Source organism: Paenalcaligenes sp. DL 463 (assembly GCF_057475185.1).
The window spans coordinates 51,203-76,769 of the sequence record NZ_JBYBKX010000002.1; the positions used below are offsets into that span (position 1 = coordinate 51,203).

The window sequence follows — 25,567 nt, forward strand, 5'->3', positions numbered from 1 at the left end:
ATTCACCAAGAGCTTTTTGCGTTTACAGCGGCTTGCACTAACAAGCCACCGTATGAAGCTTAAGCATCACGCAAACTGCGACGACGCTCGTGCTCTTTCAAATAACGCTTACGTAAACGTATAGACTTGGGCGTAACTTCAACCAATTCGTCATCATCAATAAAGTCCACGGCATACTCTAAGGTCAAGCGTATGGGTGTAACTAAATCGATGTGCTCATCTTTACCTGACGCCCGCACGTTAGTTAGCTTCTTCTCGCGAATGGGATTAACGACAAGATCGTTATCTCGGCTATGAATACCGATAATCATGCCCTCATACACCGGATCATTAGGCGAAACAAACATCTTGCCACGCTCTTGCAACTTCCAAATAGCGTAGGCCACAGCCTCTCCGTCATCTTGACTGATCAGCACCCCATTACGACGCTCGCCAAGTGAGCCATCGCGCATCGGTTTGTACTCGTCAAAAATATGACTCATTAGCCCTGTACCACGCGTCAAGGTCATGAAGTCGCCTTGGAAGCCGATCAAACCGCGTGCAGGAATTCGATACTCTAAACGTGTGCGGCCACGACCATCGGGCTGCATATCAAGCAAGTCACCGCGACGACGACCTAGCTCTTCCATGATGCCGCCCTGATGACCGTCTTCAATGTCTACCGTTAACAGCTCGTAAGGCTCGTGCTTCGCACCATCAACTTCTTTAATCATCACCTGAGGGCGAGACACAGCTAGCTCGTAGCCTTCGCGACGCATGTTTTCAAGCAAGATGGTCAAATGCAATTCACCACGGCCACACACCTCAAAAACGGTGTCATCGCCGGTCTCGTTCACGCGCAATGCAACGTTTGACTTCAATTCGAGGTCAAGACGGTCGCGAATTTGGCGACTGGTCACAAACTTACCTTCACGTCCTGCCAAAGGCGACGAATTTACCATGAAGTTCATGGTTAATGTAGGCTCGTCGATACGTAACAATGGCAACGCTTCTTGATGATCCACATCCGTAATCGTGCAGCCAATACCGATCTCTTCAATACCGTTAATTAACACGATATCGCCAGCTTGAGCCTCAGGAACTTGTTGACGATCCACGCCCTTGAAAGTAAGCACCTGATTGACGCTAGCCTTAATCGGCTCGCTGTCTGGACCAAACTTAACAACTACGTTTTGACCCGCTTTAATACGCCCGCGGTTGACACGCCCTACCCCGATTTTACCAACATAACTGTTGTAATCGAGAGAGCAGATTTGTAATTGCAAGGGACCATCAGGGTCGTCTTCACGTTGTGGCACGAAGTCTAAAATGGCCTGAAACAAAGGACGCATATCGCCAGAACGCACATCATCAGTGTGTCCAGCATACCCAGCTAAGCCAGATGCATAGATAATGGGGAAATCCAATTGCTCTTCGGTTGCGCCCAACTTATCGAATAAGTCGAAGGTTTCGTTAACCGCAAAGTCAGGTCGGGCACCCGGGCGATCCACCTTGTTGACCACAACAATAGGCTTCAACCCAAGCTCTAGTGCTTTACGCGTTACGAAACGCGTTTGAGGCATCGGGCCTTCGACCGCATCCACCAATAGCAAAACACCATCAACCATCGACAATACCCGCTCAACCTCTCCACCAAAGTCAGCGTGTCCAGGGGTATCAATAATGTTGATGTGCGTACCATCGAATTCAGCCGCACAGTTCTTGGCCAAAATGGTGATGCCACGCTCTTTTTCAATATCACCCGAGTCCATAACTCGGTCACTAACGTGCTCGTTAGCGCGGAACGTGCCTGACTGTTTTAATAGCTGATCGACCAAGGTGGTTTTACCATGGTCTACGTGGGCGATAATTGCCACATTGCGCAGGGCGCGACTCATAACTGTTCCTTCTGATTAAGGTTGGCAGGTTGTAGTTCTGCCGGCAGGTCTGCGAGCTCGATCAAGGTGGTCTCAGGCTCAGGTAATGCCTGTAGCGCTTCTAAACCAATTGCCGCATCCAGATGAAATGGACCCACCTGTGTGCGACGTAATTCGATTAAATGCCCAAAGCAACCTAACTGACGACCAATATCCTGAGCAAGAGTACGAATGTAAGTACCCTTACTACACAAAACCGAAATGCGGGCTTGCTGATCGCTACACTCTAAAAGCGTAATATCGTGAATCGTAACGGTACGAGGAGGACGCTCTAGTTCAATGCCTTGACGGGCATACTCGTACAGCGGCTTACCATCACGTTTTAAAGCTGAAAACATCGGAGGAATTTGCTGAATTTCCCCGCGAAAAGTATTGAGTACTGACTCGAGCTGATGCTCGTTTACACTTTCAGCAGAAGGTTCAGCCCTTGCTACTACCGTGCCGGTTAAATCACCAGAATCTGTTTCAGAACCGAATTGTATCAAAGCCTCGTAAGCTTTATCCGAATCAAGTAGCTGTCCGGATAATTTTGTTGCTCGACCGAAACAACAAACCAAGAGGCCCGTAGCAAAAGGGTCTAATGTGCCAGTATGGCCGGCCTTACGAGCATCCATCGCGCGACGCGCTCGCTGTAAGGCGTGATTACTAGACAGGCCCTCAGGTTTATCCAACAAAAGGACACCATCAAGCAACCGTCCGCGTCGTCGGCTTGCCATCGTATAAATTTCCGTAAGATAAACGACAGCCCGACTTAGGCGTTGTCGTCAGGGTCATCTGGAACCGAGTCGGCACCAAAATTAAGAGGACGATTGGCTTCTTCGATCAGCTTGCTCATGGCCATGCCACGAACCACATGATCATCGTAAAAGAAGCGCAACGTTGGAACGGTGTGAATATGCAGCATTTTATATAGCTGCGAATGAAACCAACCCGCCTTAGCGTTCAACACTTCAGTAGCCGTTTCAGGCTCAGCACCAAGTACCGTGAAATGAACTTTTGCGTGGGCATAATCAGCCGATAGCTCTACGGCGGTAAGGGTGATTAATCCAGCGCGAGACATATCAATTTCACGCTGGATTAAGATAGCCAAATCTTTTTGAATTTGGTCGGCTAAGCGGACATTACGTCCGCTGCCTAATTTCGCTTTATGTCGTGCCATAAATTACAGTGTTCTAGCAATTTCTTTGATTTCGAAGATTTCGAGCTGATCGCCCACTTCAAGATCGTTGTTGCCACGCAATGTAATACCGCAATCAAAGCCTTGACGTACTTCGCGTACATCGTCTTTGAAACGACGTAACGATTCGAGGTAACCCGTCCAATGCACCACGTTATTACGTAGCAGGCGCACTTGTGAGTCACGCTTGACCAAGCCTTCTGTAACCATACAACCGGCGACACTACCAATACGAGAGATATGGTATACCTCGCGTATCTCGACCATACCGATCACCTCTTCGCGTTGCTCTGGTGCCAACATACCTGACAAGGCTGCCTTCACTTCATCAACCGCATCATAAATGATGTTGTAGTAACGAATGTCGACATCATTCAGTTCGGCCTGCTTGCGAGCCGTTTGTTCGGCGCGCACGTTAAAGCCAATAATAACGGCATTAGACGCAATAGCTAGGTTAACGTCGCTTTCGGAAATACCACCCACAGCAGCGTGTACGACTTCGACTTTCACCTCGTCCGTTGCCAATTTAAGCAAAGACGACACCAACGCTTCTTGCGAACCTTGAACGTCAGTTTTAATGATCAGTGATAGCGTTTGAGCTCCGTCACCGATATTGTCAAACAAGGACTCAAGCTTAGCGGCCTGTTGACGCGCTAATTTCACGTCTCGGAACTTACCTTGGCGGAACAACGCGATTTCACGCGCCTTACGCTCGTCAACCATTGCAACAAGCTCATCACCTGCTGCTGGCACTTCTGTCAGACCTTGAATTTCGACAGGAATGGATGGACCAGCCACCGCTACCGCTTTACCTGACTCGTTCACCATGGCTCGAACACGACCAAAACTGGCACCGACAAGCACGGTATCGCCGCGATTCAACGTACCACTTTGGACCAAAATAGTAGCAACAGGACCACGCCCACGATCAAGGCGAGCCTCGATAACAGTACCCTTAGCTGGCGTATTCACCGCAGCAGTCAACTCAAGCATTTCTGCTTGCAACAGGACCTGTTCGAGCAGTTCATCAATACCCTGACCCGTACGAGCCGATACCGGCACAAAAGGCACATCACCACCGAACTCTTCAGAAACAACCTCTTCAACAAGAAGCTCTTGTTTCACACGGTCAGGATTAGCTTCAGGCTTATCTACCTTTGTAATGGCTACAACGAGTGGGACTCCGGCAGCTCGTGCGTGGTGAATCGCTTCGCGAGTTTGAGGCATCACGCCATCGTCAGAAGCCACAACCAAGATAACCACGTCAGTGGCTTTGGTTCCGCGAGCACGCATCGCCGTAAAGGCTTCGTGTCCAGGGGTATCTAGGAATGTGACGTTACCTGAATCCACTTTAACGTTATAGGCACCAATGTGCTGAGTAATACCACCGGCTTCACCCGACGCAATTTTGGTGCGACGAATGTAGTCAAGCAACGATGTCTTACCGTGATCCACGTGACCCATTACGGTCACTACAGGAGCACGAGGCTGCTCGTCAATTTCACCTACAAAAACGTCGTCAAGGAATGACTCTGGATCGTCAAGCTTAGCAGCGATCGCAATATGCCCCATTTCCTCGACTAGAATCATTGCCGTTTCTTGATCAAGAACTTGGTTAATGGTAACCATTTGCCCCAGCTTCATGAGATGTTTGATCACCTCAGCCGCTTTAATGGACATTTTATGAGCTAAGTCGCCAACCGTGATGGTCTCTGGGATGGCGATCTCACGAGCGATAAACTCAGCAACTTGTGGTTGCTGCTCTTGCTGATTTTGGCCACGGCCACGACCTCGCTTACCACCACCTCGAGTGTTAGCACGCCAACCCTCGCGACCCACAGCGGCTGAAGCCACTTCGGCCTTAGATGGCGTTTTACGACGGCTGGTATCACCCGCCCAACCCGCCTCGCCCTTAGCTGGTGCTTTGGTTAGGGTTTTCTTACCCTCATCGCCCTTGGCGTCTTTCTTTGCGGCGCCTTTCACAGCACCCTTACGCTCTGGCGTTTGGGGCTCTGCGGCACGCAAAACCTTACGGGGACGGTTTAACATTTCACTGATAGCCGCGGCTTCAGCAGCGGCGGCCAAACGGGCGCGATCGCGCTCAAGATCCCCTTCAGGGTCTGAGGATTGCGCAGCAGAACGACGTTGATCAGACCCTGTACGAGTCGATGTTTTAGTCGCAGCACGTGCTGGCGTCGCAGGGCGATCAGCTGGTCGCTGAGCACCTTTAGCCCCCGTCTGGCGCGCTTCGGCTTTAGTGTTGGAGGTTTCTTTAGCGGGCTTATGTTTAACGGCCACGTTTTCCTGTTCTTTGGTTTGATCTGCCACGGCAGGCGTTACCTCTTTTGCCTGATCTTGACTGTCAGACACCTTATGCTCAGCCGTTTTTACCTCAGCAGCCGATTCCTGTTTAGTCTCGGCTTCGCTTTCACCTTTCGGTGTAGGCTGATCTGTTTTCTCGGCACCAGCCTGTTCTGCCTTAATGGATTCAGGCTTTTCGACTGGCGATGTATCTTGCTTGGGCTCGGCTTTTTGCTCACTTACCGTCGGCTTAGGATCGGGTGTGGCGTCTGGCGTTTCTTTAACAACGTCAGTAGGAGCTTGCGCTTGAGGTTGTTCCGCACTGACCGTATCAGCGACGGATTTAACCTCTGGGGTGACAGCGGAATCAACCGCCGGCGTATCAATAGGGGCTGCTTCACTGGCCACTACTGTTTCTTCAGCAGCGGCGGCTTCAGCAAGAAGCTCAGCTGGGTCACGTTTTACAAACACGCGTCGTTTACGTGTTTCGACCTGAATAGTACGGGAACGCCCAGAACCATCAGCTTGACGAATTTCAGAGGTCTTACGACGGGTTAAGGTAATTTTATTACCCTCGCCTCCCCCATGGGCTCGGCGCAACGACTCCAGCAGCTTCGCCTTATCTGCTTCGGTGACGGCATCGTCTACCGATTTGAGCTGCACACCGGCTACACGCAATTGTTCCAACAGTGTATCGGCGGGCATTTTCAGTTCTTGAGCGAACTGGGCGACTGTGTTACTCGGCATTCGACTCTCTCTTGCTTACAACTACTTATTCTAATAAATACAACCCCATAGGCTGGCTCATGTGTGCCAGCAGCATAGCGAATTACTCATCGTCTTCGAACCAGTGGGCTCGAGCACGCATGATCATTTCACTTGCTTGCTCGTTATCGAGACCTGTGATCTCTGATAACTCATCTGTTGCTAGCTCTGCTAAATCATCGAGATCGACAATTTCTTTCTCAGCGAGCTTAGCAATAATATCTGGGGTCATACCCTCGATTTCTTGAAGATCTTTAGCGACTGCTTGCACTAGCTCTTCTTTGGCGATGGCTTCTGACAACAAGGCATTACGAGCGCGTGCTCGCAATTCATTAACGGTTTCTTCGTCAAAAGCGTCAATCTCGAGCAACTCTTGCATTGGCACATAAGCCACTTCTTCAAGACCGGTAAAGCCTTCATCGATAAGAATGTTGGCCACTTCTGAGTCTACGTCAAGACGCTGCATAAACACATCAAGTAGCTCTTGGCGCTCTTCTTCTTGGCGATTCTGGCTTTCTTCAGGTGTCATGATGTTAATCTGCCAACCTGTAAGCTCGGATGCTAAGCGTACGTTTTGACCACGTGCGCCAATGGCTTTAGGTAGGTTTTCTTCGTCTACCACCACATCCATCGCGTGCTTGTCTTCATCGACTAAAATCGACTGCACGTTTGCCGGCGCTAACGCACCAATCACAAACTCGGCTGGGTCTTCAGCCCACAACACGATATCAACTTGCTCGCCGCCCAGTTCATTTCGAACGGCGGTAACTCGTGACCCACGCATTCCAACGCACGTACCAATAGGATCAATACGTTGATCGTAAGCGATTACGGCTATCTTTGCGCGTACCCCAGCATCGCGTGCAGCGGCTTTGATTTCCAATAAGCCTTGCTCGATTTCTGGCACTTCGTTCTCAAAGAGTTCACGAATGAATTCGGGTGCGGTGCGAGACAAAATAACCTGCTGCCCACGAGCCGTACGATCAATACGTTGAACCCACGCACGAACACGATCACCCATGCGAATATTTTCTTTAGGGATCATTTCACTGCGCGGCAAACGAGCCTCTATCTTTCCCATCTCGATAATGGCATCGCCTTTATCCATGCGCTTAACACTGCCCGAAACAATAGTTTCTTCGCGCTCTAGGAAGTCGTTAAGAACTTGCTCGCGCTCGGCGTCACGAATACGTTGCAAAATAGCCTGTTTAGCGGCTTGAGCTCCGATACGGCCGAACTCGATGGGTTCAAGCGCTTCCTCGATATAGTCACCCACTTGTACATCGGGTGCGAACTCGATGGCTTCGCTATAGAGCTCTTGACGATCCGGCTCTTGCAAGCCAGCGTCATCGGGCACGACTAGCCAACGCCTGAAGCCTTCGTGCTCGCCGTCTACTCGGTTGACCTCTACTCGAATGTCTGCATCTTCGGTAAAGCGCTTTTTCATAGCAGAAGCCAGAGCGCCCTCGAGCGCACTAAACACAACGTCTGGCTCTACGCCTTTTTCACGAGCTAGTGCATCGACCAGCAAAAGAATTTCGCGACTCATCGCTTTCTACCCTTGAAATCAAGAACGGGATCTAATTTGGCACGATCTACCTCGTCAAAGGTAAAGCTAAGATCCCTGACACCACCCGATACATCTTCGAGCTCGAGCAAGAACTGCGTGTCTGGTGTAGCTGATTCGGCGCTAACATCGTCTGGAGCGATAAGGACTCCAACAAAAACCTTACGGTTCTCGATTGCTTCGCGAAACTTAACTTCAACACGCTTTCCTGTAAACCGCACAAAATCAGCAATTTGCTTCAGCGGCCGATCAACACCCGGCGAGGAGACCTCGAGCCGGTTGTAATCGATGTTTTCTACCTCGAAGACACGCGACAACTGCTTTGAGACCCACTCGCAGTTATCAACCGTAACCCCGTTAGGGTGATCGATAACCACACGCAACACGCCCATTGGAGCGCGCTCAACATCGACTAATTCGATATCGCTGCCTGTGAGGGCCTCTTGTGTCAAAGCGAAAATATCTGCCATAAAATCCAAAAAAAATGGGCTGTAAGTCAGCCCACTGCTACCGTACCAAGATGACTTGCGCTAACTGCTACACAAACCAACGGGCACATACTGTTAGGTAATCTTAATACGTTTTCAACAACGCACTGACTGGCGCTGACAGTACCCTTTAACACCTAAGCCACCCTGAAAACCAATGTGCCTTTGCTGCTTTAAGGACCTAAACCTATTAAGACTCGGTAAGTATCTGACATTAACATTTAACGATGATACCGTGCTAAGCCCCATATTCTAACAGAATTCAGTAAAAAATCCTGCTATTTCTAGAGCTTAGCCTAATAAAATCGAGCTAAACACCTCCAAGCGGTGGACAGCTTTGACGCTGTTACTCGGCCTGTTGTGTATTAACGACGCCCCGAGCCGATTCTCGCCAACTTAGACTCGTGGGCATTTGAACCACTTGGTTGCCAATCGTCGCGAGAGGTACGCGATGATGACCGGCGCGGGGAGGCGCTTCGCGGCGTGGACTCTGCCGTGCGACCTGTCGAGTTTTTTGCTGCTCGAGGGCCTCCGCGACGGTTCGCATTCGGCGCCTTGTCTCCTGCTTCACGCGGCTCCGCGCCTCGACGTGACCCACGAGGTCCATTTCCAGTACGATCAGGACGGTGACGCTGCTCGCCACGCTTAGCAGAATGACCTCGCCCAGCCTCTGGGTGTCCATTAGCAAGACCACCGCTAATTAACAAGCCTGTTGTCACCGTGGGGTCGATCGCCCGTGACGTACGTGGCGACGACCTAGCCCCTCCACGACGCCCGCCGCGTAAGGTAGCACCTGTGCTGCCATTTTGCTCTATGGTGCCAAAGCCCGGGGGCAAAGCACTATCGTGGCTTAAAGGCTGTCCCCGACGTCCACGACGCTCTACAGGTTCTTCGCCCGTGATAGCGCGCGTTAACCCCACGCGCAACATTAGCGCTGTGGCCATGTTTTGATCAAGCTCTTCCCAGCGACCGCGGCGCAATCCACGTGGCAACACCACTTCGCCAAACCGAGTACGTATCAAACGACTAACAGTAACCCCAGCCGCATCGAACATACGTCGTACTTCGCGATTACGCCCTTCATTAATCGTGACTCGGTACCAACGGTTACTGCCTTCGCCACCAATAAACTCAAACTCGCCAAACTTTGCAAGACCATCTTCTAACTCAATACCAGTGACCAATCGCTTGGCTTGCTCGGCATCCAACTCGCCCAAGACTCGAACCGCGTACTCACGCTCGGCACCGTAACGTGGATGCATCATGCGGTTCGCCAACTCGCCCGACGTGGTAAAAATCAGCAAGCCCTCGGTGTTCAAATCCAAACGGCCTATCGATAGCCACTTCCCAACCTTCAAACGAGGCAAACGGGAAAACACCGTTTCTCGCCCGCCCGGATCATCATGACTGACGATCTCGCCAGCAGGCTTATGGTAGAGCACAATACGCGGCGGCTTATTCGCATTAGGACGTGTAATTAATCGGCCATTCACTCTAACTTTATCGTCAGGACCCACACGCTGACCGATGTGAGCGGGTTCGCCATTAACCGACACACGGCCTGAGATAATCAACTCTTCCATATCTCGTCGCGAACCAACCCCAGCATCGGCGAGCACTTTATGGAGCTTAGGCTGAATCAAATCGCTACTTAAGTAACGACCTAATCGCTGCGACATCTGCGCGGTTTTATCTAAGTACGCCAACGCCTGTGACGCTTCTTGCTCGGTGCTATCCGTTGATTCGACTCGGGTAGGCGCGCCACTTACCGGCTTTTTCCCACCGGGACGTCGTCCTACTGGACTACGTCGACGGTTGGATGGGCGTGAAGTGGCTTTGTTCTCTTCACTCGACTCGACAGCCACAGCGGGTTTTGCTGATGTTCTTGCTCTAGGGCTTGAACCCGCACCCTCGCTATGATTCGAACTGGCGTCCCCACGTCGACGTCTAAAGGGCGTACGCAGCTTTCTACCTTTACCTCGCGATGAACCCGTACCGGATGCATCTCCCTCGATGTCATTAGCCCCTTTGGCAGGGGGCTGATTGTTATGTTCAGTCATTAATTAAGAGACTCCTTGTATTTTTATGTCTTCTGATTGAGTAAGCGCAACAACGGTGTCGGCGCTCTGCTCGCATGTTTGTTCGTCACCCATAGACGTTGTATCGATAGGCTGCAAACCAATCAATGCATCGGCATCGTCCATCTCGTCTAACGGTGGTAAATCCTGTAAAGAACGTAAACCTAAATCATCTAAAAATTGTTTTGTCGTACCGAATAACGCTGGCCTGCCTGGGGCATCGCGATAACCCAGTGCCTCGATCCAACCTCGATCTTCTAAGGTACGAATAATCTGTGTAGAAACGCTTACGCCGCGTACATCTTCAATATCGCCACGTGTGACAGGTTGGCGCCAAGCAATAATTGCTAAGGTCTCCATCACTGCTCGCGAATATTTAGGTGGCCTTTCTGGACTGAGTCGTGCCAGAAATGGCTGCATTTCAGGCCGGCTTTGAAATCGCCAACCTGTAGCAAGAGAAACCAGCTCGAGGCCTCGTTCTTTCCAATCGAGCTGCAATAGAGCTAGATTATGACGCACTTGGTCGTTCGATAACTCATAAGCGCCAAACAATTGTCGCAGTTGCGACAAGTTTAAGGGTTCATCTGCACACAATAGTGCAGCTTCAAGCACTTTCAAGACGTCATTCTCTGGCATGTTGTAGGAGATTTCCAAGTATCGCTTGCTTTTATATTTCAGTGGGGTTACTATTGTTTTTCTGACGCGGGGTGGAGCAGCATGGTAGCTCGTCGGGCTCATAACCCGAAGGTCGTAGGTTCAAATCCTGCCCCCGCAACCAAGATTCGAATAGGTCGGTTTCTTTCATAAGAAACCGACCTATTTTTTTTGTGCTGTTAGCTGCTGTAGAAAAACTCGTTTCACCGCGCCAAACACGTACACGCACTACCGCTGCAATTGTCAAAAAACCCATCCCAACGTAGAACAGTGCCTCGATGTGAGCCTTCGCTACAGCGCCAGCCTGACTAATTGCCACACACACGCTCACCAAAGCGATAGCCGCCCCCAGTGCCTGCAACCAGTCAGCACATGACAAACATAACGTAGAACGTCGAAGCCGAGGACTAAACACTATTTGCCTCCCCTTTACCGTTTCTACCGTATGAATACGGCGAAATGCCCATAGGGTTAGGTTCATTATGTTCAGCCAACGCCCAATGTGGCGTAGCAACATAGAAATCAACACAAGCATGAACTAATAAAATACTGGCTAAACACCGAAAATTGGTGAGATGGCTCTGACGAATCGAGCCCAACAGCAACAGTGATTCAGGTATAAAGCTGCCTATGAATACACACCCATGATTAAAAACAGGGCGGCAAGCAAAATTTATATAGAGTTATGTGGCGAAGTTTGATAAATCAAAAACGCGACCAGAATAACGAGGGGCGAAAAACCGTAGCTATAATATGGCGGCTATTACGATAAGTGGCATTGCTATACGGTGATCCCGTGCAACGCAGGATTCGCGCCCACTGGTAATAATGTTTATTACACCACCGTACTCAACGCTTTGCAAGAAATCATTGATGCCTGTTGACCTAAACCCGAGGAGTCAACGCTTCGTTAATAACACTCGCCATCCTGAGTAGCCGAAATGATACATACTATATATTTGGCCTCGCACCCTTCATCTGTTGCTTTTTATTGTGCCCTTATCCTTTAACCTTATCCACAACGCTGCAGAGCTAACATCACCTCAATGGGATGCCTTAACGCAGAATGAAGCGTTGCTTAGCCACGGGTTTTTTTGCGCCTTAGAAAGCCCGTCTAATGCCTGTAGAGAAACAGGATGGGCAGCACATCATCTTATCGCCAGATCAAATGAACAGGTTATGGGTATCCTGCCCCTCTACCTTAAAAGCCACTCACGTGGGGAGTACGTTTTTGATCAAGGCTGGGCAAACGCTTACCATCAGCATGGAAAGGATTACTACCCGCGTCTGGTTAGCGCCATTCCCTACACCCCAGTGGGCGGCTCGCGGCTACTCGCCAACGACACCACCACGCAGGAAGCCTTGCTAACCCAAGCCCTTAACATTAGCGAAAGCAATAAGATCTCATCATTGCATTTACTGTTTCCTTTTCCAGAGCAGATCCCGTTAATGCAAGAGGCCGGTTTACTGATTCGGGAAGGCATACAGTTTCATTGGAAAAACCACGGCTACAGGGACTTCGAAGACTATCTCGACCGGTTCAGGCAAAAATACAGAAAAAAGATAAAGCAGGACAGCCGCAAAGTACACGAGGCAGGGGTCCACTTTCTGCACCGCACGGCCCACGAGATCACCATCGAGGACATGAGCTTTTTCTATCAATGCTACCAAAACACCTACTTCATTCGAGGGCAGCGACCGTACTTAAATTTGGATTTTTTCCTACAGCTACTTGATACCTTAGCTGAAACCTTGGTTTTGGTTACTGCCTACCAAAACGAGCAGCCCATTGCCTGTGCATTAAGCCTGCGCTCAAACTCGACGTTGTATGGTCGATACTGGGGGGCCTTACACGAGGTATCCGGTCTACACTTTGAAACCTGCTACATACAAACCATACGCTGGTGCATCGAAAATGCCATCGACACGTTTGAAGGCGGCGCCCAAGGCGAACATAAGTTAGCCCGGGGCTTAGAGCCTGTAAGCACTTACTCAGCTCATTGGATTTCAGACGCTCAGTTCAGACCAGCTATTGCCGACTTCTTACAACGCGAGCAAACTGCTGTCCATCGTTATAAACAAGAACTACTCGCCGCCCTACCCTTTAAGTAGTCCGGCTCGGCCTTAACCCTGAAACGACTATTTTTTATCGTTAGACTTAGGCACAAAGGGGAAAGCGCCAAACAAGTTGTAGGTCTGATCTTGCATCTGGTCTTGCATTTGTGTAAACATTTTCTGGCTTTGATCCATATACGCACTTAACGCACTCTGCATGACTGGGTTTTGCGCAGACATGAGTTGCGCCCAAGCTTCGGGGCCTAGTTGTTTGCCGTATAAACCTTGCGATTGCTCTGCCAAGTGGCTCTGCATATCGATAAAAGCCTGAATGTTTTTTTCTAAATACGTACCCATTACGCCCTGCATTGCACTGCCATAAAAACGAATAATGTGCTCAAGCGCCGTGGCGGAAAACATGGGAACGTTTGCACTTTCCTCTTCAAGAATAATTTGTAGAAGAATGCTGCGAGTGATGTCTTCATTGCTTTTCACATCCACAACCGTAAAACCTTCACTGGCCATAACAAGCTGCTTAACGTCGACCAGTGTGATGTAAGCACTGGTGTGCGTATCGTAAAGCCTGCGATTGGGATATTTCTTAATAAGACGAATGGAATCGGATTCTGTAGTCTGGGTCATAATTAACAATCTTAATTGAAATGGGGCGAGTCGCCCCACCCTTCTGCCACTAACCCATGTGCAACCCACCATTAACGGAGAAATCAGCACCCGTTGAAAAGCCGGATTCTTCCGACGCCAACCAACTGACCATGGAGGCGATCTCATTGGGCTCGCCTAAACGACGAACAGGAATCGTAGCAACGATTTTTTCAAGCACATCTGCACGTATCGCTTTCACCATATCCGTACCGATGTAGCCCGGTGATACGGTATTAACCGTCACACCCTTACTAGCCACCTCTAAGGCCAACGCCATCGTAAACCCATGTATCCCTGCTTTAGCAGTGGAATAGTTGGTTTGTCCAAATTGACCACGCTGTCCGTTAACCGAACTTATGTTAATAATACGCCCCCACCCATTATCTAGCATAGGATCAATCACTTGCTTTGTCACATTAAACAAGCTGTTTAGGTTTGTATTAATAACGGCCTGCCAATCTTCAAGGCTCATTTTTCTAAATTGAGTGTCACGCGTAATACCGGCATTGTTCACTAATATATCAATATTTCCGTGTGTTTTTACCACTTCGGCAAAAGCAGCTTGGGTTGACTCCCAATCAGTGACGTTTCCAACCGAAGCATGAAACTCAAAACCCTGATCACGTTGCTCGCCCAACCACTTACCATAATCTCGACTCGGACCGCATCCCGCAACGACTCTAAAACCGTCTTTGGCCAAGCGCTGGCAAATTGATGTTCCTATACCGCCCATACCACCCGTTACATAGGCCAGCTTGCTAGACATACAACTCTCCTTAAATTAGTAAAACGACAGCAGTACCAACAACCGCAACCCTAACACCTACTTTAAATAGCCCTTACCCGTACATACTGTCCTGGAGCCGCTGTAATTTCTGGATACGCAGAGCTACCTAATACCTTAGGGGCCTTTTTCATTTCCACACTATGACCCGCTAACCAAGCTAACCAGTTCGGCCACCAACTTCCTTCATGTTTTTGAGCTTGCTCCAACCACTGATCAGGGTCTTCAGCGCTTCGGACGGAGGTGTTAGTCTCGGCTGCCCAGTAATGACGTCGCTTGTTAATAGGAGGGTTAATAACACCAGCGATATGCCCTGAGGCCCCTAAAACAAACTGCACCTCAGCGCCAAACAGTTGTGCGCTACGATAGGAGCTTCGCCAGGGCACAATGTGATCATCAATAGAGCCGTAGACATAGGCTGGCATGGATAACTGACGAAAATCGAGTGGGTGACCGTTAATGGTCACACCCCCTTTATCTTTAAGCTTATTTTCCAGATACGCATTACGAAAATACCAAGTAAAAAACGGTCCAGGTAAGTTCGTTCCATCGGCATTCCAATAGAGCAAATCAAATGCAGCTGGCATTTCGCCTTTCAGATAGTTGTCTGTCACGTAATTCCAGACCAGCTCACTGGGTCTCAAAAAGGCAAAAGTGGACAGCAAATCGGCAGCGGGTAACAAACCGCCCGTCCCCATTTGCCACTCACGTATTAACGCCAAGGCCTCGTCCACAACGACTTTTAGCGGCCCCACGTCATGAAAGTCGAGCATGGTCGTTAGCAACGTTAAGGTATGGCACGGCGATTCGCCACGCGCTTCTGCTAGCGCTAAAGCTGAGGACAATAGCGTTCCCCCCACGCAAAACCCTAAGCAGTGAATACGCTCTTGCTGACTAATGCGTTGGGTCGCTTCAATGGCCTGTAACACTCCATGCTCAAGGTAATCTCCCCACGTAGCCTGTTGCGTCATATCGTCATCGTGAGGCATCGGGTTGCGCCACGAGATCAAGAACACTTGAAACTCGTTATCGAGCGCATGCTTTACGAACGAGCTACGCTCTTGCAGATCAAGGATATAAAATTTATTGATACAGGGCGGTACGATTAGCAGCGGTATGCTTTTTACGTTTTCCGTTGTTGGTTTGTAGTGAATCAACTCAAATAATGCATTGCGAAAAACCACACTACCAGGCGTTGCCGCAAGATTTCGTCCCACTTCAAATTGGGACTCATCACTTTGGGTTAGACGCCCTTTTTTCGCATCTGACCAGAGGTTTTTCACCCCTTCCAGCATACTACTACCCTGAGTCTCGACCAGTTTTCTTTGGGTTTCAGGGTTGGTGGCCAAAAAGTTAGCAGGACACGCCGCCTCTGCCCATTGCATCGCCATAAACGACAATTTTTCTTTCACGTCAGGAGAGAGCTCTGAGCGTCTGACCATGGCTTGCAAGGTCTCGTTAAAAAGCTCCCACGCGTGCGCACTGACAAGTGCAGTCGGGCTGCTAGACCAGGCTTCATTTTTAAAACGTCGGCTTCGAGGTGCTGCCAAACTGGAGGTGGCTGCCAAGCGCAACAACACTTCCCACTTGGCCATAAAATCGTTTTGAATATCAGCTTGTACTTGAGGGCTAAGAGAAGATGGTAACGATGACACTGCACTCACGCGGTACGCCTCGGTTGTGATAAATAATGACTTGTTTATCATCTGTGGTCGAGCGCATTGCTGTCAATGGGGGTATTGGCCTACGCCCTACGTCACACGATGTCGTTCAAGTATGACCCATCATATAAGAGCAACGTTACAAAACAAATATCGCCGCTTTTAAACCTTGGGCTTTAGCCAGGCGAGGGACGCTATACGCCCCGTAGTGGAATGCCTTCGATAGGAAAAATAACGATCGTCCCGCTCGTGGGTGCACTCGTTACTTAGCATGACATCAATACCTTGGGGGCACGCGTTAATTAAGATCAATCGAGCCAGACCAGCAAGATCAGCATGATACTTCCCCACCGTTACAGAAGGCACAAAATAGTGGGCTGCGTTTGGATGTTTTCCTAAGAACGCCTCTCGCACCTCGGCACCCACTTCAAAATGCCGTTGACTGATGGCAGGGCCAACCCATGCTCGTAGTCGCTGATGTTCGGGTTGCTTATCTTGCATGGCTTGAAGCGTCGCCTCAAGCACACCCGCCGCCAAACCCCGCCAACCTGCATGAGCTATGCCCAATACCGTAGCCTTGTAGTCACTGATGATAACGGGCAAACAATCCGCAGTCAGAACACTTAACACCGTGTTTACGGTTGTGGTTACCGCCGCATCACCTTCAGGTGAGGGGTGTTGCGGCTCATCGAAGTCAATGACTTTTGTTCCGTGAACTTGCGTTAACCAACGCGGCTCGTCAGGCAACGACTCCGTTAATAGCGCGCGGTTTCGCATCACCGTGTGGGTGTCATCTTGCGTATTTAAACCCAGATTGAATGATGCCCAGGGTTCGACGCTAAACCCACCGCTACGAAGGGTGCTGAAGTACGAGACATGGGGCCAGACGATCCCAGACACGGACGGAATAGACACTACGCTCTCCACTGAATTTGGGCAGCAACCGTTTCATAATCATCAGGAGGCGCCGCCTGAAATTCCACAAGCGCCTGCGTAGCAGGGTCAATAAAGGCCAAAGCCCTCGCATGAAGCATCTGACGACCGGCGCCTAAAAGCGGCTTTCCACCATAAATCTCATCCCCTAATAGGGGGTGCTTAATACTGGCCATGTGGACACGAATTTGATGTGTTCTTCCAGTATGCAAGTGACACACCACTTCGCTTACCGCCAGCCCTCTTTCTGCTAAACCGGTACGGCTGCACTCGAATCGGGTTAACGCCTCTCGGGGTGCAATGCCGTTCGCCGTGGTCATTCTTACCGGTACTTTAGCGTCTCGTCCTATCGGATAATTGATCTGTCCGGTTTTTTCGGCAAAGCCATGCACCAGCGCAACGTATTCACGCTTCACGTTTCGCTCTTGTAGTTGTCTCACCAAATGCGTTTGTGCGATGTCCGTGCGCGCCACCATCATTAGACCTGAGGTATCTTTATCCAGACGATGCACAATACCGGCACGGGCAACACTTTTTAATTCAGGGTAGCGAAATAACAATCCATTTAATAAGGTACCATTCCAATTTCCGGCCCCAGGATGCGTCACCAAGCCTGCTGGCTTATTCACAATAATCCAGTGCTCTGACTCCTTAATCACAGGAAAATCGATGTTTTCTGGGTCGTATGCGGTGTCTTCAGGTGCAGCTTGTTCCCATACGGTGATAACATCACCGGGATACACTATTTGACGAGCTCGAACGGCTGATTGATTTACCAGCACGTGCCCGCTTTCAATCCAAGATTGCAAGCGACTGCGCGAGTGCTCTGGAATTAAACGCGCTAGGGTTTTATCCAAGCGTTCAGCATCGGCCGAGATCGGTAATTTAAAGACTCGCGCCTCGCTGTGATCACCCGCCAGTTCGTCACTTAATTTTTTATCAGTATTTGTGTCAGGCATGTCGACAAACCCATATAATTCAAGTCTGCAATGCTAACACCAAGGATGCTTTTGTGACTCGCTTAGATTATTTTCTATCTCGACTTCCGAACGCTAAGCGCTTAGTTCGCGCCGCGTCAATGGCTACCGCAGCCCTTATTATCGTAGGGTGTGGCACAGTCAAAGCACCGGTAGATGAGACCGCTGGCTGGACAGCAGAGCGTCTATACCAAGATGCCAAAACTGAAATGAATACCGGAAACTGGAATGCGGCACGTACTCGCCTAGAGGCCATTGAAGCCCGCTATCCCTTTGGTACTTTTGCGCAACAGGCTCTTATTGATCAAGCCTACATCAACTGGAAAGACGAAGAGCCAGAACAAGCGCTAGCAGCGATTGATCGTTTTCAAAAACAATACCCTAATCATCCGGGTAGTGACTATATGCTCTATTTAAAAGGGCTCATCAGCTTCACACCACCCAGCGCTATGTTGTCGCGTGTCACGCGTCAAGACCCTAGCGAGCGCGACCCAAAAGGGCTACGCGAATCGTACGAAGCCTTTAACGATCTGATCGAATCGTATCCCGACAGCCGTTACGCAACTGATGCTAAGCAGCGCCTAACCTGGCTGGTCAGCACGATCGCTGAGAACGAAGTACACGTCGCCGAGTATTATTACTCCAGAGGGGCTTACGTCGCTTCTATTAATCGTGCCCAACGGGTGATTACCGATTTTGAAGGTGTAGAAATCGCCGAAAAAGCGCTGTACTTGATGTATTTATCGTATGACAAACTTGGAAAAACCGATTTGCGCGACGATGTGAAACGCATCATGGATCAAAACTTTCCAGACAGCGTTTATTGGGAACAAGGCTTAGAGGCTTCCAAAAACTACTGGAACCCAATTAACTGGCTGTAAGTTTCTAACACCTTACTCAATATCATTAAAAACCCAAGCCACAGGCTTGGGTTTTTTTATACTTCGTGTTGCTGGGCCTCAAAGAAGGCCACGGCACGCTTAGGATCGCGGGTTCGAGTAAAGGGCGGCAAACCTCGCCACAACAGCCGCCCATACGGCTTATCGACCATACGGGCGTCCCCCACAACTAAAACCCCCCAGTCTCGCTCTGTCCGTATCAAGCGACCTGCACCTTGTTTAAGTGCGATGGCAGCGTCTGGAAGCTGAAACTCCATAAACGGATTACCCCCACGCTCGCGGCAGGCGCTCATGCGTGCCTCTAAAACCGGGTCGTCAGGAGGGGCAAACGGCAGTTTATCAATAGCCACCAGCGTTAAGGCGTCGCCAGGCACATCAATGCCTTCCCAAAAGCTGGCGCTGCCTACCAACACCGTATTGCTACTATTGCGAAACGCCTCAAGTAGCACCCGTCTGGAGCGCTCGCCCTGCCTAAGCAAAGGTCGATCAATAAACTCTTCATCAAACCGTTCAGCCAGTAAGTCGGCAATACGATCCACCGCCCTTAAGGTGGTGCATAGAATCAATACCCCGCCTTTTGCTTCTTTGATAAGAGGAATCAACAGCTCGACAAACTCGCTATTAAAATTCGCGGCACTGGGGACGGGTAAGCTATTGGGCACCAGTAGCAACGCTTGATCAGCATAATTAAACGGCGAGGGCCAAACTTCGGTGCGAGCTTCCCATAACCCCAACTGATGCACAAAATGAGCGAAGTTTCCGTGCACGGACAGGGTCGCGGACGTTAACACCCATGATTGGTGTGGCTCTCGGTAACGCGAAAAGACTTTTGCGACCGAGAGGGGTGCACTGTGAAACCTAAAATAATGCGTTCCGTGCTCTACCCAGCGAACGACCTCGTCGGCACTGGCAGCTTTAAGGTCTTCTGCGGTGGCATCCGGCATCAACGCATGCCGACCTTGGCGATCAGGCTGTGTCCAAAGAAAGAGCTTGGCTCGTAAGCTAAGTGCTAGCTTATAAGCGGCGTTGAGATCGGGGTGTTTCTCAGCCAACATTTCGAGCAGTTTAATAATTTTGTCCAGCTTCTCTAATAAGGTATCGAGTGCGGCGTCAAACTTCTCGGCATCGGGAATCACGTTAAAAGTGGCTCGTCCTCCGGGCATCTGGCTAATCGCGGCGGCGCTTAAGCGCAGTTCATTACACGCTGTTTGCAAAGCGCCTGAGACGGCGCTCCAATCCACCACGCCGCGGGCGTGCGCCAAGCCAGCCGCTTCGGTTTGACGCGCTAAATCTTGTAAGTTATGCAAAGACACCGAGGTGCCTAAAAAACGAGTCGCCACATCAGGAAGCTGGTGCGCTTCGTCAAAAACCACCGTATCCACCGAGGGTAATAAATCGGTGATGCCCTCTTCGCGCAGTGCTAAATCCGCCATAAACAAAGCATGATTCACCACGATGACATCAGCTTCTTGTGCCTTGCGTCTGGCCTTAAGCACGAAGCAGTCACCTACAAAAGGGCAATCTTGACCCAAGCAGTTCTCGCGCGTTGAGGTTACTCTGGACCAGATATCAGCATCTTCAGGGACTTCAGATAAATCCGCCTTGTCACCACTGGAACTAACGCGAATAAAACGATTAATTTCTTGTAGGTAACTGGCTTCTCGTCTTGAGCTAAACCCCCTACCGTCTTGCTCGGCGCGCTCAAGGTGATAATGACAGACATAATTACTGCGCCCCTTAAGCAAGGCGATCTGTATCGACAGCGCAAGCGCCTTACGTAGGTGCGGAAGGTCACGCCTAAACAACTGATCTTGCAGCGTGCGTGTTCCTGTAGAAACTAACACTTTCCCGCCGCTTAAAAACACAGGTACTAAGTAGGCCCACGTTTTACCGGTTCCGGTTCCAGCTTCGGCGATGAGCACTTCGTGATCTGCAATCGCCTTCGCGATGGATCTGGCTAACTCGAGCTGCCCATGCCGCAAATGATAATGGCTGACTGAGTCTGCCAAAGGGCCGCCTTCGGAAAAAATATCGTCGAGTTCCTGCGTTAGCATGTTGATATATCTTTAAATAAATTGGCTCGCCTCTAACCTATAATCAGAGCCACCAAGCCTAATAGGGTGCACCCGTCACATAGCGTAACGCTGTGATGGTGCTTTTGTATGGCAAAATGTGCCGCGTCCAGCCTTTTTACTGATGTTGAATCAATGACCGATACCACTACTGATACTACCGTTCGCACCGTCGATGAAGCCCGCATATTACAACTACTTGCCACTGAATTAAGCATACGCTCAGCACAAGCTGCAGCGGCTGTAGAGCTACTAGACGATGGCGCCACGGTGCCTTTTATAGCGCGCTACCGCAAAGAGGTAACAGGCGGACTTGACGATAACGTACTGCGTGAACTCGAAGTGCGCTTACTGTACGTACGTGAACTTGAAGCTCGTCGTATCGCTATTTTAGATTCGATTGAGCAACAAGGTAAGCTTAGCCCAGAATTAAGTAATGAGATCGAGTCCGCTGAGACGAAACAGCGTCTTGAGGATCTTTACGCTCCTTACAAACCGAAACGACGTACGCGCGCACAAATTGCCCGAGAAGCAGGTTTAGAAAAGCTGGTAGAGGCTATTTTAACCAGCCCTGACGCCGAGCCTTTAGCCTTAGCCGCCCAGCACCTTAGCGAGGCGCCTTTCGATAACCCTAAAGCCACGCTAGAAGGTGCTCGTGACATTTTGGCAGAGGACTACGCCGAAAACGCCGACCTGTTAGCCACGCTGCGCGAATCACTATGGCAAAGCGGCTTGCTCTATGCCAAAGTGGTGGAAGGCAAAGAGAACGAAGGCGATAAGTTCAGAGACTGGTTTGATTTTAGTGAGTCACTGCGCACCCTTCCCTCACACCGAATCCTTGCTCTGCTTCGTGGCCGCCAACAAGGCGTGCTAACACTGCGACTTGGTCTGACGCAAGAGCAAGAAGAACAATTGCCTCATCCTTTTGTACAGCGTATTGCCGATATCGTCCAAAACCATGCCAGTTTTGATGCTAACGCCACAGCACAACAAGCTTGGCTAGCTGAGGTATGCCGTTGGACATGGCGCGTGAAGTTACTTTCTGTTTTTGAAACTGAACTTATCACCCGTTTACGCGAGTCTGCCGAACAAGAAGCCACTCGTGTGTTTGCCGCTAATTTGCGAGACTTACTGTTAGCGGCTCCGGCGGGTAATAAAGCCGTTCTTGGCTTAGACCCAGGTATTCGAACCGGGGTTAAAATTGCGGCAATTGACGGCACCGGTAAAGTTGTCGATACCGCTACGATTTTTCCATTTGAGCCAAGACGAGACAGAGAGGGCAGCTTAAAAACGCTGCTGAGCCTTGCTAAGAAGCACGCTATTGAATTAGTCGCCATTGGTAATGGCACGGCCTCACGCGAAACCGAAAAACTTGTAGCCGACCTACAAAGCGCACACCCAGAACTTAAGCTAACTCGGGTAACGGTGTCCGAAGCTGGCGCCTCGGTTTACTCGGCCTCGGAACTCGCCTCTAAAGAGTTCCCCGATCTCGATGTTAGCCTACGCGGCGCGGTGTCGATTGCGAGACGCCTGCAAGACCCACTGGCCGAGCTCGTAAAAATCGAACCCAAAGCCATCGGTGTTGGGCAATATCAACACGATGTAAATCAACGCGAATTAGCCCGGTCCCTAGAGGCTGTGGTTGAAGATTGCGTGAACGCCGTCGGCGTTGATGTGAACACGGCGTCAGCCCCTCTATTGATGCATGTCTCTGGCTTAAACGCCACGCTCGCACGCAACATTGTTGAATGGCGTAATAGCAAAGGTGCCTTTGAAACGCGCAAGCAACTGCTGGATGTGCCCAGATTTGGTCCCAAGGCATTCGAGCAAGCGGCGGGCTTTCTACGTATTCCAGACGCTAAAAACCCCTTAGATGCCTCAGCCGTTCACCCAGAGGCTTATGAGGTCGCACAACGCATTCTGAGTAAGCTGCAAAGTGATGCCGCAAATGTAATGGGCAAGTCCGGCGCACTAAAAGGATTGTCTCCTTCTGAGTTCACCGACGAACGTTTTGGTCTGCCCACGGTACAAGACATTTTTAGTGAAATCGAACGCCCGGGTCGTGACCCTCGCCCCGAGTTCAGCACGGCTACGTTCATGGAAGGCGTCACAAAAATCGCCGATCTGATACCCGGTATGGTGTTAGAAGGCGTTGTCACCAACGTTGCCAATTTTGGTGCTTTCGTCGACGTAGGCGTACACCAAGACGGTCTGGTACATATTTCAGCCCTAGCCGACAAGTTCGTTAGCGATCCTCGCGATGTGGTGCGTGTCGGCCAAACGGTGCAAGTAAAGGTGGTAGAGGTGGACGAGGCGCGTAAACGCATCGGCTTAACCATGCGTCTTAACGACGAGGCTCCTTCTGTAGCGAAAGAACAACGCTCAGTCAGGAAAAACACAGCATCGAAACGTCCGTCATCGTCACGGCCTGAGCGTGACAAAGCGCCTTTGAACAACTCAATGGCTGCAGCCTTTGCCAAATTAAAAGGCTAATTTTAGTAAAGCAGGGCACCGCTATTAGGCCGCACGTGCCCTGCTACATTCAGGCCGTCGTATAATAAAGGCTACGTTATAGCGTCGCTTAATCGACCGCGTCGGGCGCAATGCAAGTTCTGCTGTGGCTCGCTTTTTCAACTCTGATGAAGTGAAGATCATATGCTTCAAGACACCCTTACAGACCAACTTCGAACGCTTATTCAGCTGCTTAGCGACGATAGCCTTGATGAGGCGGAAACGCAAACCATCATTGATATCGCGATCGAGGCAAAAGATAAGCCCGAGCCCGTCATTAAACGGCTTTACGGAAGCGATGCCGCCCAAATCATCACCCACTACCCTGCCGAGGTCGTGACGTTCATCTTAGGCGTAGAACTGGAAGACTACCTGATTGTGGCCAACACTGTTGATGAGCTGTGGGAAGAAACCATTGACTGCTTCGAAAACCCTCAGCTTGCCGAGTTTCCGTACGATGATATGCCCTTTGACGATGTAGAAGGGTTTTACAATTGGGCTGATGCTCAATTGCTCGCGCATCACGCGAACTATGCGCTGATTGAGTTTGGGCAACACTACAACTACGAGTTTCAACTTGTGCTGGTGAAGCGAGACAAGCTTGATCAAGTCATCGACTTATGTAGAAAGCTGGGCATACACGCACAACCTTGTGCTTAGACGATTTTCTTAAATAACACATAGGCCCAGACGCACAGCATTTGGGCCTAATCTCAGATCACAGCAACGTTACGAAAACATCATTCTCTCATGCTCGCTAAGGTATCGAGAATTGCTGAAATGTCGGTTGCCTCCGCCTTAGCCACCCATTTATCGTCAATAGAAACCATAGCTTGTTGATCAACGATAGCAAACTCCGATGCCTCGGAGAATTGCAAAATGGTTTTTTGTATTGTGCCGGCTAAGCGGGGATCTTCAAACGATTCAGATACCAATAGCTCGGTACCTGCGGCGTCTAGCAAACGAAACCTAAACCCACCATCATCACGAAAACTGACGAACCGCCCTTTACGCGTGTTCGATGCGGTTGACGCCGATTTACTCTTAGGGATTTGAGCTGCCCGCAAACCGATGGCCTCGCGCACTTGCTGCATAAGCGGTGCCGCCTCTGCCCTAGCCTTACGAGCGCCTTCACGCAGAATGTCTTCTATGTCATCGGGCTTGGCCATCAGCGCTTGATAACGATCACGCATGGGCGATAACAAATCATTCAACATGTTATATAACTGTTGCTTGGCCTCACCCCACCCTAAGCCATCCTGAAGGGACGCTTTGAATGTTGCGGCCTGCTCAGCACTTGAAAATGCCTTGTATAAGGGATAGACCATCGAGGCTTCTGCGTCTTTCGCCTCACCAGGTGCTTTTGAGTCAGTCACGATACGCATAACAGAGGCTTTAAGCAGCTTTTCACCCCCTTCAAACAAAGGAATGGTGTTGTCATAGCTTTTAGACATTTTACGTCCGTCTAGTCCAGGCAGGGTTGCAACACTGTCCTCAATGACGGCTTCCGGTAAAGTAAAAGTGCTGGTGCCGTGACCATACAAATGATTAAATCGTTGTGCAATATCACGCGCCATCTCGATATGTTGGATTTGATCCCTGCCTACCGGCACCTTATGCGCATTGAACAATAAAATATCGGCGGCCATTAACACTGGATAGCAATACAAACCCATCGTAATGCCATCATCGGGCTCTACCCCACGTGCCACATTCTGATCGAGGGATGCCTTATAAGCGTGCGCTCGATTCATTAAGCCTTTGGCGGTAACACAACTTAGAATCCAATTTAGCTCTGGAATCTCGGGCACATCTGACTGGCGATAAAATGTCACCTTATCCGTGTCCAGACCCGCTGCAATCCAGGTGGCCGCAATCGCTAATCGGGACTGAGCTACCCGCTCTGGATCGTCACACTTAATCAAGGCGTGATAGTCAGCCATAAAGAAAAACGCATCATTGCCTTTAACTCGGCTAGCATGAATAGCTGGACGAATGGCTCCCGCGTAGTTGCCCAAATGCGGGATTCCAGTGGTAGTAATTCCTGTAAGTATACGAGTAGTCAT

Annotated in this window: 18 protein-coding genes, 1 tRNA gene and 1 pseudogene; 5 read left to right on the forward strand and 15 right to left on the reverse strand. The window is 50.1% G+C overall.

The annotated features are described in order from the left end of the window. Positions 1–59: 59 nt before the first annotated feature. The 8 genes and pseudogenes from typA to scpB all read right to left on the reverse strand — a co-directional run. Positions 60–1,877, reverse strand: a complete 1,818-nt coding sequence (gene typA, locus AC2UZI_RS10360; RefSeq protein WP_486943799.1) for a translational GTPase TypA — start codon at positions 1,875–1,877, stop codon at positions 60–62. Continuing rightward, on the reverse strand, positions 1,874–2,632 hold the full coding sequence (gene truB / locus AC2UZI_RS10365) for a tRNA pseudouridine(55) synthase TruB (protein ID WP_486943800.1): 759 nt from the start codon (positions 2,630–2,632) through the stop codon (positions 1,874–1,876). The genes typA and truB overlap by 4 nt, the downstream gene beginning before the upstream one ends. 35 nt (positions 2,633–2,667) lie before the next feature. Then, positions 2,668–3,075, reverse strand: a complete 408-nt coding sequence (rbfA, locus tag AC2UZI_RS10370) for a 30S ribosome-binding factor RbfA (protein WP_486943801.1) — start codon at positions 3,073–3,075, stop codon at positions 2,668–2,670. 3 nt (positions 3,076–3,078) lie between these two features. Continuing rightward, positions 3,079–6,141 (reverse strand): translation initiation factor IF-2, encoded by a 3,063-nt coding sequence (gene infB / locus AC2UZI_RS10375; protein ID WP_486943802.1) that lies wholly within the window; start codon positions 6,139–6,141, stop codon positions 3,079–3,081. Between the two features lie 82 nt (positions 6,142–6,223). After that, the gene (nusA, locus tag AC2UZI_RS10380) at positions 6,224–7,708 is read right to left on the reverse strand and encodes a transcription termination factor NusA (protein ID WP_486943803.1); all 1,485 of its coding nucleotides are present in this window, start codon (positions 7,706–7,708) and stop codon (positions 6,224–6,226) included. Beyond that, a complete protein-coding gene (gene rimP / locus AC2UZI_RS10385) occupies positions 7,705–8,196 on the reverse strand; it encodes a ribosome maturation factor RimP (RefSeq protein ID WP_486943804.1) in 492 nt (163 codons plus the stop codon). The genes nusA and rimP overlap by 4 nt, the downstream gene beginning before the upstream one ends. Positions 8,197–8,579: 383 nt before the next feature. Further along, positions 8,580–10,274, reverse strand: a complete 1,695-nt coding sequence (rluB, locus tag AC2UZI_RS10390) for a 23S rRNA pseudouridine(2605) synthase RluB (RefSeq protein ID WP_486943805.1) — start codon at positions 10,272–10,274, stop codon at positions 8,580–8,582. Between the two features lie 114 nt (positions 10,275–10,388). Then, positions 10,389–10,928 (reverse strand): annotated as a pseudogene (gene scpB / locus AC2UZI_RS10395) (SMC-Scp complex subunit ScpB); the annotation flags it as partial. A 65-nt stretch (positions 10,929–10,993) separates the two neighbouring features. Here scpB and AC2UZI_RS10400 point away from each other — a divergent pair. Together AC2UZI_RS10400 and AC2UZI_RS10405 are read left to right on the forward strand one after the other, a co-directional pair. Beyond that, positions 10,994–11,070 (forward strand) — tRNA-Met (locus tag AC2UZI_RS10400). A gap of 869 nt (positions 11,071–11,939) precedes the next feature. Beyond that, on the forward strand, positions 11,940–13,058 hold the full coding sequence (locus AC2UZI_RS10405) for a GNAT family N-acetyltransferase (RefSeq protein ID WP_486943806.1): 1,119 nt from the start codon (positions 11,940–11,942) through the stop codon (positions 13,056–13,058). A 27-nt stretch (positions 13,059–13,085) separates the two neighbouring features. Here the strand turns inward: AC2UZI_RS10405 and phaR are convergent, their stop codons facing one another. The 5 genes from phaR to AC2UZI_RS10430 form a co-directional block, all read right to left on the reverse strand. Then, a complete protein-coding gene (phaR, locus tag AC2UZI_RS10410) occupies positions 13,086–13,643 on the reverse strand; it encodes a polyhydroxyalkanoate synthesis repressor PhaR (RefSeq protein WP_486943807.1) in 558 nt (185 codons plus the stop codon). Between the two features lie 49 nt (positions 13,644–13,692). After that, on the reverse strand, positions 13,693–14,430 hold the full coding sequence (phbB, locus tag AC2UZI_RS10415) for an acetoacetyl-CoA reductase (RefSeq protein ID WP_486943808.1): 738 nt from the start codon (positions 14,428–14,430) through the stop codon (positions 13,693–13,695). A gap of 62 nt (positions 14,431–14,492) precedes the next feature. Further along, the gene (locus tag AC2UZI_RS10420) at positions 14,493–16,043 is read right to left on the reverse strand and encodes a PHA/PHB synthase family protein (protein ID WP_486944008.1); all 1,551 of its coding nucleotides are present in this window, start codon (positions 16,041–16,043) and stop codon (positions 14,493–14,495) included. 228 nt (positions 16,044–16,271) lie between these two features. Further along, the gene (gene pgeF, locus AC2UZI_RS10425) at positions 16,272–17,024 is read right to left on the reverse strand and encodes a peptidoglycan editing factor PgeF (RefSeq protein ID WP_486943809.1); all 753 of its coding nucleotides are present in this window, start codon (positions 17,022–17,024) and stop codon (positions 16,272–16,274) included. Beyond that, complete coding sequence (locus tag AC2UZI_RS10430) at positions 17,024–18,001, reverse strand: RluA family pseudouridine synthase (RefSeq protein ID WP_486943810.1); 978 nt, start codon at positions 17,999–18,001, stop codon at positions 17,024–17,026. Before AC2UZI_RS10430 ends, pgeF begins: the two co-directional genes overlap by 1 nt. Before the next feature lie 119 nt (positions 18,002–18,120). Here AC2UZI_RS10430 and AC2UZI_RS10435 point away from each other — a divergent pair, with 119 nt between their 5' ends. Next, complete coding sequence (locus AC2UZI_RS10435; protein ID WP_486944009.1) at positions 18,121–18,900, forward strand: outer membrane protein assembly factor BamD; 780 nt, start codon at positions 18,121–18,123, stop codon at positions 18,898–18,900. A gap of 56 nt (positions 18,901–18,956) precedes the next feature. Here AC2UZI_RS10435 and yoaA read toward each other — a convergent pair whose 3' ends face one another. After that, on the reverse strand, positions 18,957–20,972 hold the full coding sequence (yoaA, locus tag AC2UZI_RS10440) for a DNA repair helicase YoaA (protein WP_486943811.1): 2,016 nt from the start codon (positions 20,970–20,972) through the stop codon (positions 18,957–18,959). Between the two features lie 153 nt (positions 20,973–21,125). On the opposite strand from yoaA, the gene AC2UZI_RS10445 reads away from it, so the two are divergent. Further along, a complete protein-coding gene (locus AC2UZI_RS10445) occupies positions 21,126–23,483 on the forward strand; it encodes a Tex family protein (protein WP_486943812.1) in 2,358 nt (785 codons plus the stop codon). Between the two features lie 162 nt (positions 23,484–23,645). After that, the gene (locus AC2UZI_RS10450; protein ID WP_486943813.1) at positions 23,646–24,161 is read left to right on the forward strand and encodes a hypothetical protein; all 516 of its coding nucleotides are present in this window, start codon (positions 23,646–23,648) and stop codon (positions 24,159–24,161) included. An 80-nt stretch (positions 24,162–24,241) separates the two neighbouring features. Here the strand turns inward: AC2UZI_RS10450 and AC2UZI_RS10455 are convergent, their stop codons facing one another. After that, on the reverse strand, positions 24,242–25,567 hold the full coding sequence (locus AC2UZI_RS10455; protein WP_486943814.1) for a tryptophan--tRNA ligase: 1,326 nt from the start codon (positions 25,565–25,567) through the stop codon (positions 24,242–24,244).

Coding starts and splice junctions, on each gene's coding strand:
- typA (WP_486943799.1), bottom strand. CDS start 1,877: ATGAGTCGCGCCCTGCGCAATGTGGCAATTATCGCCCACGTAGACCAT.
- phaR (WP_486943807.1), bottom strand. CDS start 13,643: ATGACCCAGACTACAGAATCCGATTCCATTCGTCTTATTAAGAAATAT.
- truB (WP_486943800.1), bottom strand. CDS start 2,632: ATGGCAAGCCGACGACGCGGACGGTTGCTTGATGGTGTCCTTTTGTTG.
- rbfA (WP_486943801.1), bottom strand. CDS start 3,075: ATGGCACGACATAAAGCGAAATTAGGCAGCGGACGTAATGTCCGCTTA.
- infB (WP_486943802.1), bottom strand. CDS start 6,141: ATGCCGAGTAACACAGTCGCCCAGTTCGCTCAAGAACTGAAAATGCCC.
- AC2UZI_RS10455 (WP_486943814.1), bottom strand. CDS start 25,567: ATGACTACTCGTATACTTACAGGAATTACTACCACTGGAATCCCGCAT.
- AC2UZI_RS10430 (WP_486943810.1), bottom strand. CDS start 18,001: ATGCCTGACACAAATACTGATAAAAAATTAAGTGACGAACTGGCGGGT.
- AC2UZI_RS10420 (WP_486944008.1), bottom strand. CDS start 16,043: ATGGCCAAGTGGGAAGTGTTGTTGCGCTTGGCAGCCACCTCCAGTTTG.
- AC2UZI_RS10435 (WP_486944009.1), top strand. CDS start 18,121: ATGGCTACCGCAGCCCTTATTATCGTAGGGTGTGGCACAGTCAAAGCA.
- nusA (WP_486943803.1), bottom strand. CDS start 7,708: ATGAGTCGCGAAATTCTTTTGCTGGTCGATGCACTAGCTCGTGAAAAA.
- yoaA (WP_486943811.1), bottom strand. CDS start 20,972: ATGCTAACGCAGGAACTCGACGATATTTTTTCCGAAGGCGGCCCTTTG.
- phbB (WP_486943808.1), bottom strand. CDS start 14,430: ATGTCTAGCAAGCTGGCCTATGTAACGGGTGGTATGGGCGGTATAGGA.
- rluB (WP_486943805.1), bottom strand. CDS start 10,274: ATGACTGAACATAACAATCAGCCCCCTGCCAAAGGGGCTAATGACATC.
- AC2UZI_RS10445 (WP_486943812.1), top strand. CDS start 21,126: ATGACCGATACCACTACTGATACTACCGTTCGCACCGTCGATGAAGCC.
- rimP (WP_486943804.1), bottom strand. CDS start 8,196: ATGGCAGATATTTTCGCTTTGACACAAGAGGCCCTCACAGGCAGCGAT.
- AC2UZI_RS10450 (WP_486943813.1), top strand. CDS start 23,646: ATGCTTCAAGACACCCTTACAGACCAACTTCGAACGCTTATTCAGCTG.